12 protein-coding genes are annotated in these 13,871 nt (G+C 67.5%); 1 reads left to right on the top strand and 11 read right to left on the bottom strand.

Going from position 1 to position 13,871, the window contains the following annotated elements; all coding sequences use genetic code 11:
- Nucleotides 1-125: 125 nt before the first annotated feature.
- From tauD to M6E97_RS01675, 5 genes are all read right to left on the bottom strand, one after another.
- Nucleotides 126-959, bottom strand: a complete 834-nt coding sequence (tauD, locus tag M6E97_RS01695; protein ID WP_003093068.1) for a taurine dioxygenase — start codon at nt 957-959, stop codon at nt 126-128.
- 106 nt (nt 960-1,065) lie between these two features.
- On the bottom strand, nt 1,066-1,884 hold the full coding sequence (locus M6E97_RS01690; RefSeq protein ID WP_003110400.1) for an ABC transporter permease subunit: 819 nt from the start codon (nt 1,882-1,884) through the stop codon (nt 1,066-1,068).
- Complete coding sequence (locus M6E97_RS01685) at nt 1,874-2,665, bottom strand: taurine ABC transporter ATP-binding protein (RefSeq protein ID WP_003093072.1); 792 nt, start codon at nt 2,663-2,665, stop codon at nt 1,874-1,876. Before M6E97_RS01685 ends, M6E97_RS01690 begins: the two co-directional genes overlap by 11 nt.
- Before the next feature lie 64 nt (nt 2,666-2,729).
- Complete coding sequence (gene tauA / locus M6E97_RS01680) at nt 2,730-3,743, bottom strand: taurine ABC transporter substrate-binding protein (protein ID WP_003114314.1); 1,014 nt, start codon at nt 3,741-3,743, stop codon at nt 2,730-2,732.
- 206 nt (nt 3,744-3,949) lie between these two features.
- A complete protein-coding gene (locus M6E97_RS01675) occupies nt 3,950-4,870 on the bottom strand; it encodes an acyl-CoA dehydrogenase (RefSeq protein ID WP_079380882.1) in 921 nt (306 codons plus the stop codon).
- A gap of 324 nt (nt 4,871-5,194) precedes the next feature.
- On the opposite strand from M6E97_RS01675, the gene M6E97_RS01670 reads away from it, so the two are divergent.
- Complete coding sequence (locus M6E97_RS01670; RefSeq protein ID WP_223198316.1) at nt 5,195-5,521, top strand: HU family DNA-binding protein; 327 nt, start codon at nt 5,195-5,197, stop codon at nt 5,519-5,521.
- 123 nt (nt 5,522-5,644) lie between these two features.
- Here the strand turns inward: M6E97_RS01670 and M6E97_RS01665 are convergent, their stop codons facing one another.
- The 6 genes from M6E97_RS01665 to M6E97_RS01640 all read right to left on the bottom strand — a co-directional run bounded on the left by M6E97_RS01665 (nt 5,645) and on the right by M6E97_RS01640 (nt 13,787).
- On the bottom strand, nt 5,645-6,241 hold the full coding sequence (locus M6E97_RS01665) for an HAD family hydrolase (protein WP_003107576.1): 597 nt from the start codon (nt 6,239-6,241) through the stop codon (nt 5,645-5,647).
- Nucleotides 6,238-7,107 carry an acyl-CoA thioesterase II gene (gene tesB, locus M6E97_RS01660; protein ID WP_003093084.1) on the bottom strand — a complete coding sequence of 290 codons (870 nt, stop codon included), beginning with the start codon at nt 7,105-7,107 and terminating at the stop codon, nt 6,238-6,240. The genes M6E97_RS01665 and tesB overlap by 4 nt, the downstream gene beginning before the upstream one ends.
- A gap of 33 nt (nt 7,108-7,140) precedes the next feature.
- Complete coding sequence (locus M6E97_RS01655; RefSeq protein WP_034005677.1) at nt 7,141-8,736, bottom strand: SagB/ThcOx family dehydrogenase; 1,596 nt, start codon at nt 8,734-8,736, stop codon at nt 7,141-7,143.
- A gap of 2 nt (nt 8,737-8,738) precedes the next feature.
- Nucleotides 8,739-9,317: a GNAT family N-acetyltransferase gene (locus M6E97_RS01650; protein WP_003110395.1), complete on the bottom strand. Its 579-nt coding sequence runs from the start codon at nt 9,315-9,317 to the stop codon at nt 8,739-8,741.
- Between the two features lie 26 nt (nt 9,318-9,343).
- The gene (locus tag M6E97_RS01645; RefSeq protein ID WP_003110394.1) at nt 9,344-9,934 is read right to left on the bottom strand and encodes a GNAT family N-acetyltransferase; all 591 of its coding nucleotides are present in this window, start codon (nt 9,932-9,934) and stop codon (nt 9,344-9,346) included.
- Between the two features lie 214 nt (nt 9,935-10,148).
- Nucleotides 10,149-13,787: a transporter substrate-binding domain-containing protein gene (locus M6E97_RS01640; RefSeq protein ID WP_019485123.1), complete on the bottom strand. Its 3,639-nt coding sequence runs from the start codon at nt 13,785-13,787 to the stop codon at nt 10,149-10,151.
- Nucleotides 13,788-13,871 lie beyond the last annotated feature (84 nt).

Here is a 13,871-nt window from a genome sequence, read left to right as displayed (position 1 = left end):
TAGGCGAGAGCGGCACGCCGGGACACGACAGCGAATGTCGCAGAGGCGACCTTTTCGAGAGGAAAAGCTGGCGGAACGGACAGTTGCCGGCGCGGGCCGCCGGAGCAAGCCCGCGCGCGGTGGCGTCAGACGGGCTTGTCGCCGAGGATGGTGGCGCGATGCATGACCCGCCGCTGGGGCCGGTAGTCGTCCACCGCGTAGTGCTGCGTCACGCGGTTGTCCCAGAACGCCACGTCGTTTTCCTGCCAGCGCCAGCGCACGGTGAATTCAGGTCGCGTGGCATGGGCGAAGAGGAACGTCAGCAGCGCATCGCTCTCGGCCGGCTCCAGTTCGTTGATGCGGGTGGTGAAGCCATCGCTGACGAACAGGCCCTTGCGCCCGGTGAGCGGATGGGTGCGCACCACCGGATGCGAGCGCGGCGGATTCTTCAGGCGGGCCTCCTCCAGGCGCGCCAGGTCAGCCTCGGTGACGCCGAAGCGCTCGCGGGGGAAGGACTTGCCGATGTCGTGGGTCGCCGTGAGGCCGTCCAGCAGACGCCGCAGCGGCGCCGACAGCGCCTCGTAGGCCGCCGTGCTGCTCGCCCAGAGGGTGTCGCCGCCGTACGGCGGCAATTGCTTGGCGGCGAGCACGGCTCCCAGCGCCGGGGTCTCGAGGAAGGTCACGTCGGTGTGCCAGATGGCATTGTCGCGCACGTCGGTGACCGCGGTGTCGAGGACGATGACCTCCGGCTGCTCCGGCACGCTGGGGTAGATCGGATGGATGTGCAGGTCGCCGAAGCGGGCGGCGAAGCGCGCCTGGCTCCTGGGTTCCAGCGACTGGTCGCGGAAGAACAGCACCTGGTGTTCGAGCAGGGCCTGCTCGATGGCCCGCTGGCCGGTGTCGTCCAGCGGCGCGCCGAGGTCGATGCCGGAAACGATGGCGCCCAGGGCCGGGCTGATGGGTTGGATGGTCAGGCTCATGTCGTGCTACTCGTCGGGCAGGTTGCGGGCGCGTCCTATGCGCCCTCGCTCCGGCCTTCGCCGCGAGGGTGAAGGCCGGTTCGGGAATGACTCGGGACTCTCGCGTTCAGCCCCAGGCGGCGAAGCGCCGCTGGACCCAGCGCAGCCCCAGTTCGAAGGCCAGGGCGATGGCGGCGATCAGCAGGATGCCGACCACCACCACGTCAGTGGCGAGGAATTGCGCGGCGGACTGGACCATGAAGCCGAGGCCGCGATTGGCCGCGATCAGTTCGGCAGCGACCAGGGTCGACCAGCCGACGCCGAGGGCGATGCGCAGGCCGGTGAGGACCTCCGGCAAGGCGCTCGGCAGGATCACGTAGCGCACCACCTGCCAGCGGCTGGCTCCCAGGCAGCGCACCGCCTGCACCCGCGATCGGTCGACGCGACGCACGCCGGCGGCGGTAGCGATGAGCAGCGGCGCGAACAGCGCCAGGTAGATCAGCAGCACCTTGCTCAGCTCGCCGATGCCGAACCAGATGACGATCAGCGGCAGGTAGGCCAGCGGCGGGATCGGCCGGTAGAACTCCACCAGCGGATCGAGGGCGGCGCCGGCCAGGGGATTGAGGCCCATCAGCACGCCCAGCGGGATCGCCGTCAGCACCGCGGCGCCGAGCGCCAGGAGCACCCGCAGCAGGCTGGTGCCGACGTGTTGCAGCAGGCTGGCATCGAGGTAGCCCTCCTGCCATAGCCGTTGCAGGGCTTCGAAGAGCTGTTCGGGCGCCGGCAGGAACAGCACGTCGACCCAGCCGAAACGGGTCGCCGCCCACCACAGCAGGGCCAGGGCCAGCACACTGGCGCCGGCGGCCCAGCGCCGACGGTCGCCGGGCAGGCGCCGCTTGCGCGGGACAGGCTTGGCGGCGGCGAGTTCGAGGGTATCAGTGGGCATGTTCGGCCTCCGCGACATCGAGGAATTCGTCCAGCAACGCCTGGCGCAAACGGCCGAACTCGGGATCGGCCTTGATCGAGCGCACCGTTTCACCGGCGGCGTAGCGCCGCGCGAAGTCCACCGGCAGGCGCTTGACGATGCGCGCCGGCGGGCCGTCCATCACCACCAGGTCGGTAGCCAGGAACAGGGCCTCGTCGACGCTGTGGGTGATCAGGAAGAGGCCCTTGCCGGTCTGCTTCCACAGGTCCAGCAGGAGCACCTGCATGCGTTCGCGGGTCAGCGCGTCGAGCGCGCCGAACGGCTCGTCGAGCAGCAGGAAGTCCGGCTCGACCGCCAGCGCGCGTGCCAGCCCGAGGCGTTGCCGCTGGCCGCCGGAGAGCTGGGCGACGGACTGCTCGGCGTACTCCTGGAGGCCCACCAGTTGCAGGACCTGGCGCGCCCGCGCGGTGCGCTCGGCCTTGCCCAGGCCACGAATGCGCAGGCCCAGGGCGACGTTGTCGAGGGCGTTGAGCCAGGGCATCAGGGCGTCGTCCTGGAACACCACGCCGCGCTCGCCGCCAGGCCCTTCGAGTGTCCGGCCGTCGATCTGCACGCGTCCCTGGTCCGGCGTCTGGAAACCGGCGAGGATGTTCAACAGTGTCGACTTGCCGCAGCCCGACGGGCCCAGCACCACCAGCGACTCGCCCTTGGCCAGGCCCAGGCTGAGATCGCGGAGGATGGCGCGGCGCTGGCCGCGCTGTTCGAATGAGAGGCTGATCGCCTCGGCCGTCAGACGGCTCATGTGTTCTGCCCTCCGTAGGGTAAGAAAGCCTCCGCTTCGACAGGCCGGAGCGGAGTCGCGGAATTCAGCGCTGGCCGACCTGGACCTGCTCCGCCTGGCGCACGAAGTCGGCGCTGACGTAGGGCGAGTAGTCGCCGAGGACGGCCGGCACGCGCTTCTGTTCCTTGAGGAATTCGGCAGTGCCGGCGATAGCCTTGGCGGTGCCGCCGCCGAGCAGGTCGGCGGACAGTTGCGCCTGGCTTTCCGGGAAGGTCGAGCCGGCCAGCAGTTCGGGGACGTCCCTGGGATCGGCGCCGGTCAGCCGGGCGATCTTCTTCACCGGCTCGGAGTCGGCGGTCCATTCGGCCTTGTGCGCGTTGTAGTCGGCGAAGGAATCGAGGCTGACGCGGGCGAAGCGGGCGACGATTTCAGGATGCTTCTCGGCGAAGTCCTTGCGCGCCACCCACACCTCGAAGGTCGGCGCACCCCACTGGCCGACTTCGGCGGCGTCGGTGAGGACCTTGCCGCTTTTCTTGATCTCGCCCAGCGCCGGCGACCAGACGAAGGCCCCGTCGATGTCGCCGCGACGCCAGGCGGCAGCGATCTCGGCCGGGTTGAGGTTGACGATCTTCACCTTGGACGGATCGATCTGCCAGTGCTTGAGGGCGCCGAGCAGGCTGTAGTGGGAGGTTGAAACGAACGGGGTAGCGATGGTCTTGCCGACCAGGTCCTCGGGTTTCCCGATCCCGCTTCCATTGCGCACCACCAGCGCCTCGGCGGCGTTGATCTGCGCGGAAACGATGAAGGCGACGATCGGCAGCTTCCGCGAGGTCGCCGCTGCCAGCGGGCTGGACCCGATGTTGCCGAGTTGCAGGTCTCCGGAGGCGAGCGCGGCGATCACTTCCGGACCGCTGTTGAAGCGGCGCCAGTCGATCTTCTCGCCGATGGCTTTCTCGTACAGGCCATCGGCCTGGGGCACCTTGGTCGGGTCGATGCCGGTCTGGTAGCCGACCGTGATGTCGGCGGCCTGGGCGGCGACGGAAAGGCTGGCAAAGGCCAGGGCTGCCACCAGGCGGTGCAGGGAATTCGGGCGTTTCATCGGGCGAACCTCGGAGGCAACGGTGCCGCGCTCCGGAGGAGAACGGACCAGGGACGGGCAATGGGTGGCGACAGCGAGTCCGGTGGTCCGGTGCGATGCAGATTACAGATATAAAAAACTCGATATAAATAATATTTTGGAATTAGTTTATGAGCGCGAATGCGCACCCGGATGCCCTTCCGCCCTTGCTCCATGCAACCCCGTCCCTACAGGGCAGCGCCCAGCAGACGGGCTTCCAGGGCCTGTCGGCGCAGGCAGGCGAGCAGCCCGGCGCGGGCCACCGCCTCCGCCTCGCTCGCCAGCAGCGACGCCGCCGCGCTTTCGCGGAATGTCAGCGCGCCGCCGCGGGCGAATGCCGCCTGGAAGGACTCCGCCGCCAGTTCGACAAGACGCAGCGCGAGGGCGAGGAGACGCGGCGCCTCTCCCTGCCCCGCCACGTCGCCCGGCACCCGCGCAGCCTGGCCCAGGTCGAGGTTGGCCTGTGCCAATCGGGTCAAGCCTTCGCGCAGTTGCCCGCACGGGGTCGGCGGCAGGCCGGGCGGCACCAGGATGTCCTCGGGATGCAGCCGCAGCCGCTGGTAATGCAGCCGCTGCCCGGCGGGCAGGAACAGCCCCGAGCCATCGGCGAGGCCGGAGATGTCGATGCCTGCCCGCCCCGTTTCGGCGACAGCGATCAGGTGAGCGCGGGAGGGCGCGTGCCAGGCTGAGATCAGCAAGCGATCCACGTCTTCCACGGCGAAGCAATCGCTACCCCGTCCACCCACCAGGAAACCGCCCCGCCAGTGCTCCTGCGCTTCGGGCTGGGCGCGCCGCAGATCGACCGCCTCGCTCCACAGCCAGCGGCGCTCGACGCTGGCCGGCAACAGGCGGCACTGCTGTTCAGGACTACCCAGCAGGCGAATGGAAGCGATCTGCAGATGATGCAGGGCCAGGCGCCGTGCCAGCTCGAGTTCCTGCTCGGCCAGGTGGCGGACGCCAGCGAAGATTTCCCCCCAGTCCCGCTCCATGCCGGCGAACACGCGCGGCACTGCCAGCGCCAGCAGTCCACTGTCGCGCAGGCTTGCCGCCCAACCGGCCATGGGTCGCGGTGTCCTGGGGTCGGGCGAGTGGAGCCGGGCTTCGCTCATGCGGCACCTCGAACGGGGAGCGAGGGCCAGGCGTTGGCGCGAGGTAAGCAGGCTCTGGTGATGGAAAGGGACGGGATGTCCTGCTTATAACCCTAATGGATGAAACCCTAACTCATAAATAACCAATAATCCTTAACTAAGAACCGGAGGCATGCGCCCCTGGCAGAACCATGAGGATGCGTCGGGCAACCGACGCCGGCATCATTCCGGACAGCCGCGAAAACCTCTGTAACGGCTCTGTCATGCGCGTCGTGCGAGGAAACAAATAAGCGGAGAAAAGGGAACCTTATTCGCGCCAAGCTGTTTAAAATCACGCCCGTTTCTGTGCGAGGCCCCTCGCGCAGTCTTTTACCAAGGAGCTACACCACCATGGCACTGACCAAAGACCAACTGATCCAGGACATCGCCGAAGCCATCGACGCGCAGAAGACCACCGTTCGCAGCGCGCTCGACCAGCTCGCCGAGATCGTCAAGGACGCCCTGGAGAACGATGGCGAAATCACCCTGCCGGGTATCGGCAAGCTGAAGGTCTCCGAGCGTCCCGCGCGCACCGGCCGCAACCCGCAGACCGGCAAGGCGATCGAGATCGCTGCCAAGCGTGTAGCCAAGTTCGTTCCGGCCAAGGCGCTGACCGACGCGATCAACGGCTGATAACGGCCGCCGCATCCCGCACGGATGCGCAGGAAAAAAGCGCAGGAGCCTGGCCTCCTGCGCTTTTTTCGTTTTCGGGGAGCCGCTGGCGCTGCCGCCCTCGAGGTTTTCCGCCGGATATTCCTACGGCGTTTGCAGTTGCTCGAGCAACGCATGGCAATCGGCAGCGTGCCAGTCGGCCAGCTCCGGCCAGGGGTTTTCCGGCAGGTTGACCAGCACCGTGCGACTACCCGCGGCGCGTCCGCAGTCGAGGTCGAAACGGTAGTCGCCGACCATCACCAGCTCCGCCGGCGTCACGTTCCAGCGTCGGGCGATGCGCAGCAAGCCATCAGGGTCCGGCTTGGGCCGCGCCTCGCCGCGCCCGAGGATGTGCTCGGTGGGGAAGCAGCCGCCCAGGCCGATCGCTTCGAGGGTGATCAGCGCCAACTGGTGGTCGTTGCGGGTCAGGATGCCCAGGCGCACGCCGCGCCGCTGCAACTCGCGCACCAGTTCCAGTGCGCCCGGCGCCGGCCGCGCGGCCTCGGCCAGGGCGCGCTCGTGTTCGAGCAGCCAGGCGTGCTTGGCCGCCGCCTCGGCCTCGGGCAGGGCGGCGAGGTGCAGCAGGATGTCGTCCTGCTCGGGGATGTCCAGCGCTCGGCGGATCGCCGGGAAGTCGTGCACGGCCCGGGTCAGGGTGCCGTCCATGTCGAACACCCAGTGGCGGATGTCGGCCAGCCTCACGCCCAGTCCTCACGCTTGCGGATCAGGCCTTCCTGGCTCGACGAGGCGACCAGCTGGCCGCTCTGGTTGAAGATGCTGCCGCGCACGAAACCGCGTGCGTTGCCGGCCCAGGGGCTGTCGATGGCGTAGAGCAGCCACTCGTCCGCGCGCAGGTCGCGGTGGAACCACAGGGCGTGGTCGAGGCTGGCGACCTGCATGGTCTTCTGCCACACCGAAACGGCATGGGGCTGCATCGAGGTGGTAAGGAAACCGAAATCCGAGGCGTAGGCCAGCAGGTACTTGTGCAGCGCCGGGACGTCCGGCAGCTTGCCGTCGGCACGGAACCAGAGGTACTTCACCGGTTCGTCGGGCTGCGGGTCGTAGGGGTCGTGCTGGGTGACCGGACGAATCTCGATGGGCTTCGGATACAGCAGCTTGTCGCGGATGCGCTCGGGAATCCGCTCGGCGCGCTGGCGGGTCAGCTCCAGCTCCGAAGGCAAGTTATCCGGGCCGACCACCTCGGGCATCTCGATCTGGTGGTGGAAACCTTCCTCGTCGTACTGGAAGGAGCTGCTCAGGGTGAAGATCGGCTGGCCTTTCTGGATCGCGGTGACCCGGCGGGTGCTGAAGCTGCCGCCGTCGCGCACCCGGTCCACCTGGTAGACCACCGGCATGCTGGCGTCACCGGGACGCAGGAAGTAGCCGTGCATGGAGTGTACGTGGCGATCGTCCTCCACCGTCTGGCTGGCCGCCGACAGTGCCTGGCCCAGGACCTGGCCGCCATAGAGCTGGCGGAAGCCGAGATCCTGGCTCATGCCCCGGAACAGGTTCTCCTCGATGGGTTCCAGGCTCAGCAAAGCCACCAGGTTGTCCAGTATCTGGGTCATGGGGTGTTTCCTCGAATTCGGGCTGTCGACGGGCTAGTCGCGGCGCAAGGCCGGGTACGCGGGCATGTTGCAAAGACGAGTGTCCCACACCGCGCGGCCGAGGGTGAAATGGTAGAGACTGGCCATGGACTCATCCGTTAGTCCAAGCAGCTCATGCACCAGGGGGTCGTAGTAGCAGCCGATACCCGTCCCAGACAGCCCAGCGGCCTCCGCCTCGAGGTAGAGCAACTGGCCGAGCTGCCCGCATTCCCAGTACAGCCGCGGATAGCACCAGGGGCCTTCTTCGAGCGCCGCGCCGAGATGGGCGAGCATGGCGAGCGCGACGCAGCCGTCGCCGGCGATGTCCTGCTGGCAGGAGAGATACGCCGACAGCGCGCGCGCATCGCCTTCCTGCAACAGGTACAGCGGCAACTCCGGATCGACGCGCTGCCAGAGGAAGTCCTCGCGCATCGGCGGCCGCCGCAGGCCGCTGCGATCCAGCCAGTACAACCCCGGCACCAGGCCCCGGACGCGATGGACGAACAGCAGTAGATCGACCCGCGCGGCCTCGCCGGTGACCGCGAAAGGCACCGGCGAGCGCTCCGGCAGCAGCCTGCGCAGCCAGGCCCGCAGCAGTTCGACATCGATGCCGGCGCGCCCGTCCATGCGCTGCGCGCTACGCCGCCGATGCAGCAGCGGTCGCAGCGGCAGGCCGGGGTTGTCGTTGCCGGGCTCGCCCGGTGCGACCCTCCACGGGCGTGCCGGCAGGCGCGGCGCCCGGCATAGCCCATGTATCCGCTGCAACTCCGGCCAGTCCCGGTACTCCCGCGACAGCCGGTTCGGTGCGCCGACCAACGGCAGGGCCGCCAGCCCTTTGCACAGGCGCGGCGAAAGGGAAGGCTCCTGCGTGAGCGCCGGCCCGATCCAGAACAGTGCGTCGACGCTCTCGCCCTCGGCGAAGCCGTCCCGGTCAAGGCCGAACAGGCCGTCCAGTGCGCTTTCGGCGACGCCGCGCAGCAGGCGCATCTCCCAGCCCTGGATCGCCGCGGCGATCGAGAGGCAGGCCAGCGCGTGGCCGAGGTCATGCTGGCAGTAGCGATAGGCTCGCTCACCGTATTTCCAGGCCTCGCGCCAGGGCACGCTGGTCAATGCCAGGAGGCAGCCGCCGGCCGGCAAGCAGTCATCCAGCAGCGAAGCCAGCGGCGCCGGCAGTTCGCCGCGCACCTCCAGGGCATGCTTGTCGGGACGGTAATGGGCGAGCAGCGGCGCCGGCTCCAGGGTACCGCCGGGAAGCAGCAGGTAGGCTTCGGTGGGATGCAGGTTGCCGCTCGACGGATTGACCCGCAGCGCCCAGCGAGTGCCGCCGGCCTCCTTCCAGGCCGACAGCGCCAATCCGTCGTAGAGCATCTGCGAGAGGCTGCGGCGATCGAGCCGAGAGGGCGCGGCCGCCGGCCCGGAAAACACCCCGTCGTAGGGTGGCGACTCCTCCAGCGGCCGATGCAGCAGTTCGATTTGCCGGCAGCCCCGGTACTGGCGGAACGGCGCCGGCTGGGTCGCCCAGTCCAGTCCGCCGGGACCGGGTGCGTAGCGCTCCGGGCGATGCATGCTGAGGCGATGGTAGGAGAGTACCTCGCCGCCGCCGTCGCCCATGTTCACCGCTCCGCCCAGCGGGCCGCGTCGACGCGATAGAGGATATGCCGGCGCATCGGGTGATCCGCTGCCAGGAGTGGGTGGTCGAAATCCTCGGCCGGATCGCGACGCATGCCCAGGCGCTCCATCAAGCCCCAGGAGCGGCGGTTGGGCGGTGTGGTGAAGGCCACCACCTCGGGCAGGCGCAGCCGCTCGAAGGCGAAGTCCAAGGCGGTTTCCGCCGCTTCGCGGGCGAATCCACGGCCCCAGTAGGCGGGCGCCAGGCGCCAGCCGATCTCCACGGTCGGGGCGAAGTGCACGTCCATGGTCACGTCGAACAGGCCGGTGAATCCGATGAACGCCGCCTCACCCGGTAGCTCCAGGGCCCAGGGCCCGTAGCCACGCTCGGCAAAATGCGCCTGGACGCGATCGACCAAGGCGTCGCTCTGCGCGCGGTCGAGCACACTGGGGAAGAACTCCATTACCTGCGGGTCGGCGCACATCTCGGCGAACGCCTCGCGGTCGCTGTCGCGCCAGGCGCGCAGCAGCAGGCGCGGGCCATGCAGTTCGGAAATGGCGGAAGGGGGAAGGTTCGCGTTCATGGGAGGCCTTTTCGGAAACGGCCGACTCATCTGCGAAGCCAGTCCTCGCGCGTCAACCGGTACAGCACATGATGCCGCAAGCGGTGGCCGGGGGGCAGGTCGGGATGCTCGAAGTCGTCGGTGGGATCGCGATGCATCCCCAGGCGCTCCATCAGTCCCAGGGAGTTCTCGTTGGCCGGTACGGTGAAAGCCACCACCTGGTCCAGGCCAAGGGTATCGAAGGCGTAGCTCAGCGCCGCCTCGGCCGCCTCGTGGGCGAAGCCCTCCGCCCAATGCTCGGCGGCGAGACGCCAGCCGATGGCCACCGCGGGTACGAAGGGCGCATCGAAGTCCACGACCTCCAGCCCCACGTAGCCGATGAAAGGATCGCCGCCCTTGACCTGCAGCGCCCACCAGCCAAAACCGTGCTCGGCGAAGTGCGCGTCGATGCGGCGCAGCAACGCGTCGCTCTGGGCGCGATCCAGGCAGGACGGAAAGAACTCCATCACCCGCGGGTCGGCATTCAGCTCGGCGAACCTGGCTCGGTCCTGCACCAGCCAGGGCCGCAGGATCAGACGGTGGGTATACAGCCGTGGCGAGCGCAGATGCTCGATGCTCAGGCTGGTCAGGTCGGCCATCGCTTGGTTCCTTTCGTTCAACGCACTCCAGAAGGACTATCTGACCGCAGGAATCGGCTGGGGTGCCCGCGAGGGCGGTATTCCGATCTTTGGTCAGGCTTCGCGGAAAAGGCTACCCAACCGGAGTGTAGTCTTTTCCGCGCCTGGACATGCCCGATCCTCGGGCAAAGCGATGACGATTGGTTTACCGCCCGGGCAAAGGGCGCAAGCCACGTCAATCCGTGCACTCTTCCACCAGACTCTCGTCCAGGGCGAGGATCGCCAGTTTCACCCCAACGGCGCACTCCTCCACCCAGGCGAACGAGGCGTTCGGGCTGAGGCAGGCATCCTCGAGGCGCCGGCAGCTTTCCACCAGTTGCTCGCCACGCACCACCCTCGCCGCGCCCTTGATCCGATGCGCCAGCTCGGCCAGTTCGCCGGTCTCCTGGCGTTGCACCAGTCCCTCGAGGGTCTCCAGGTCCTTGCGGTTGCTGGTCAGCAGTTCATCGAGCAGCCGCCTGAGCATCGTCGGCTCGCCGCCGGTCAGCGCATGCAGAGAATCCAGGTCGTAGAGACGGGGGTCCGACGGTATCGCGACGGGTTCGGCGTCGATGGTGACGGGCAGGTCGTCGTCGGCAAAGCCCAGGGCCAGAAGACGCTCCTCGAGAACATCGAGACCGATGGGCTTGATCAGGCATTCGTTCATTCCAGCCTGGATGCAGCGCTCGATCTCCTCCGGCTGGGCGTCCGCGGTGAGGCCGATGATGACCACCGGTTCCTCGCCATTCTCGCGCTCCTCCTGGCGGATCGAGCGGGCGAGGTCGGAGCCGCTCATCAGCGGCATGTGACAGTCGGTGATGACCATGTCGAACGGTTGCCCATGCCACAGGTTGAGAGCGCTCAGGCCGTTTTCCGCCTCCTCTACGTCGTGGCCGAGGAAGCTCAGCTGTTGATGGAGGATCTGCCGGTTGACCGCATGGTCGTCCACCACCAGCACCTGCAACCGCCGCGCCTGGCGACTGCCGAGCGGGATCGCCCGCACGTTCTCGACGATCGGTTCCAGCACCTGCAGGCGCAGCTCGACGTCGATCCGCGTCCCCTGCCCCAGCTCGCTGCTCATCACCAGGCGCCCTCCCATCATTTCGCACAGCGAGCGCGAGATCACCAGGCCGAGCCCGGTGCCCTCGGTGTTCTGCAGGTTGCGGTTGACCTGGGCGAAAGGCCGGAACAATTGCTGCTGGTCGCCCAGGGAAATACCGATGCCGGTGTCTTCCACACAGAGATTGACCTGCAACAGCGACGGCTCCACCTGGCGGCCATCGATGCGGATGCGGATCGAGCCCTCGTCGGTGAACTTGATCGCGTTGCTGACCAGGTTGGAGAGGATCTGCTTGAAGCGCATGGCATCCAGCAGTACGTCGCCGTTGATACTCGAATCGATCTCCAGCACCAGGCTCAGGCGCTTTTGCCGGGCCAGGCCTTCGAACACCCGTGCCACCGATTCCACCAGCTCGCGCAGGTTGGCCCGTTTCGGCGACAGGCTGAGGCGACCGGACTCGATGCGGGCGATGTCGAGAATATCGCCGATCAGCTCCAGCAGGCTCTTCGCCGAGGCATAGGCGATCTCGATGCTGGAACGGTCCACCCGACCGGTCTCGGCACGCTTGAGCGCCAGTTCGAGGATGCCGATCACCGCATTCATCGGCGTGCGTATCTCGTGGCTCATGGTCGCCAGGAAGGTGGTCTTGGCCCGGCTCGCTTCGTCGGCCAGGTTCTTCGCCTCTTCCAGCTCATCGATCAACTGGCGGTGCTCGGTGATGTCCAGCCAGCCACAGATGACACCGCGGATGGTCCCGCTGGAATCGCGGAACGGCTGGATCCAGTGGTCGATCCAGCGCTCCCGGCCGCCCAGCGCCACCGGGTAGACCGCCTCGATGGTCCTGCCCTCGCGCATGGCCATCAGGTAGCTGCGATGGAACTCCGGAGCGGTCTCGAAGTTTTCCATGGGCAGCTCGAGCACGGTGCGGTTCATCACCTCATCGGAACTCAGGCCGACGCTCTGCAAGTAGCTGCGGTTGCAAGACAGCATCCGTCCGTTGACATCGCGCACATACAGCGGCGGGGGCATGCAGTCGGTCAGGGCCTCGACGAACCGCAACTGGTCGCTGAGCGCCTGTTCGACCCGCGCGCGCGCCCTGATCTGCCGGCGCTGATAAGTGACCCAGCCCAGGCAGAACAGCAGCAAGGCCGCTGCGATCGCCAGGATCTCGGTGATCACCAGAATGTAGTCGACCCAGGTCTGGCCACTCATCCCCGGCGGCGAGCGCCAGCGATTGACGATATCGCTCAGGTCGTCCGGCGAGATGCTCAGCAAGGCCTTGTCGAGAATCGACTGGAGTTCGGCGTCGCCACGGCGAACGGCAAAGTGGGCGGTGGCCGCGCCGATGGGGACCAAATCGGCGATCCCCAGCCTCTCGCGGAACAACCGGACGATGTAGTAGCGAGCGGTGACCAGCGGCACCACCGCCGCGTCGGCCCGCCCTTCGTAGACCAGGTTCATGGCATCCAGCGCGACGCCGACCTCCACCATCGAGGCCTGCGGATAGCGCTCGCGCACCTGTTGCATGCCCACATGGCCGGCGGGAATCGCTATGCGCTTGCCGTCGAGGCTTCCGGGGCTCTCCGCGCGTCCCTTGTCGTCCGCCCGGGTGACGAGGACGTACGAGGTGGACAGGAACGAGCGGGTGAAACGCAGCATTTCCTCGCGCTTGCTGCTGCGGCTCATGATCGCCAGGTCCGCCTCCTTCCTGGCCAATACGCCGATCTGCTCGGGGAAGCCGCCACTGCGAGGCGTGACCTGGAAATGCAGGCCGGTGCGGCGGGAAATCATGTCCAGCAGGTCGGAGGCGATGCCCGAGAAGGTCTCGTCGGAATTGAAGAAGGCCAGCGGCGCCAGGTCGTCGTTGATGACCAACCGCACCACCGGGTGGCGAGCGATCCAGCGACTCTCCTGCGGCGTCAGCGCGATACGCTGGCCCGTTGGCAGGGAACCGCTGCCGACCCAGCGCCTGGCGATGCTTTCGAGACGGTCCTGGTTGATCGCGCCGATGGCCGAGTTGACGACGCGCAACAGGTTCGTATCGCCGCGACGAAGGAGGAAGCCGTAGCCCCCTTCCAGGCGGGCATCGGCAAACCGCTCGAACCTCACGTAGCCGTAATAGGACCGATTGATCCGGTGGTAGGCGCTGAGCACATCGTCGAGATACAGGTCGGTATGTCCGAAAGCCACCGCGGCAACGGCCTCGTCATGGCTGCCGAAGACCACGAAACGCGCCCGCGGGAAACGCTGGCGCAATTCCCCGACATGCTCCCGGGCCACCGCCACGCTGAGTCCGGCGAGATCCTCCGGCGAGTTGCGCTTTTCCCCCATCCGCTTGAACACCGCCAATCGGTCACGGGCGTAGGGTTGGCTGAGCACCAGGGAAGAATCGCCCGCCGAGCTGTAATGGCTGCCAAGCAGGTCGATCTTTCCGGCAGCGAGCGCCGCCACGGCATCCGCATGGGTATCGAAGCTCACGACCTTGATGCGCATGCCGAGCAACTGCCCGACCAGCGTGGCGACGTCCGCCGTTATGCCTTCGTAGTTCTCGTCGTCGAGCCGGACGTTGAAGGGCGAGGTCTCGTCCAGCGCCGCGCCGAGCCTCAGGTGACCCTTGTGGCGCAGCCAGGCCCAGTCGTCCTCGGCGATCGCCATGTCCTCGTGCTCGATGCGCAACTGGCTGAACAGCGTCAGGGACGGATGCGCTTCGACGGCGAACAGGCGTCCGCCCGACAGCAGCAGGCAGAAGAACAGCAGGAATAGTTTTGATCGCATGAAAGGTCTGTGCGGCAGGGCCGGCAGTTGTATGGAAAGGAAACGCGTCCGGCGCGAGGCCCGGCGTTCGGCTAGCGGCAGCCG

It is taken from the genome of Pseudomonas sp. B111, assembly GCF_026428275.1.
Classification (GTDB): Bacteria; Pseudomonadota; Gammaproteobacteria; order Pseudomonadales; family Pseudomonadaceae; genus Pseudomonas; species Pseudomonas aeruginosa.
The sequence above is the reverse complement of the archived record's forward strand: the minus strand, read 5'-3'. Positions and strand labels throughout refer to the sequence as shown.

Excerpts from the sequence above, each read along its gene's own strand:
- M6E97_RS01685 (WP_003093072.1), bottom strand. The coding sequence starts at position 2,665 with ATGAGCCGTCTGACGGCCGAGGCGATCAGCCTCTCATTCGAACAGCGC.
- M6E97_RS01645 (WP_003110394.1), bottom strand. The coding sequence starts at position 9,934 with ATGGCCGACCTGACCAGCCTGAGCATCGAGCATCTGCGCTCGCCACGG.
- M6E97_RS01655 (WP_034005677.1), bottom strand. The coding sequence starts at position 8,736 with ATGGGCGACGGCGGCGGCGAGGTACTCTCCTACCATCGCCTCAGCATG.
- tauA (WP_003114314.1), bottom strand. The coding sequence starts at position 3,743 with ATGAAACGCCCGAATTCCCTGCACCGCCTGGTGGCAGCCCTGGCCTTT.
- M6E97_RS01675 (WP_079380882.1), bottom strand. The coding sequence starts at position 4,870 with ATGAGCGAAGCCCGGCTCCACTCGCCCGACCCCAGGACACCGCGACCC.
- M6E97_RS01690 (WP_003110400.1), bottom strand. The coding sequence starts at position 1,884 with ATGCCCACTGATACCCTCGAACTCGCCGCCGCCAAGCCTGTCCCGCGC.
- M6E97_RS01640 (WP_019485123.1), bottom strand. The coding sequence starts at position 13,787 with ATGCGATCAAAACTATTCCTGCTGTTCTTCTGCCTGCTGCTGTCGGGC.
- tauD (WP_003093068.1), bottom strand. The coding sequence starts at position 959 with ATGAGCCTGACCATCCAACCCATCAGCCCGGCCCTGGGCGCCATCGTT.
- tesB (WP_003093084.1), bottom strand. The coding sequence starts at position 7,107 with ATGACCCAGATACTGGACAACCTGGTGGCTTTGCTGAGCCTGGAACCC.
- M6E97_RS01650 (WP_003110395.1), bottom strand. The coding sequence starts at position 9,317 with ATGAACGCGAACCTTCCCCCTTCCGCCATTTCCGAACTGCATGGCCCG.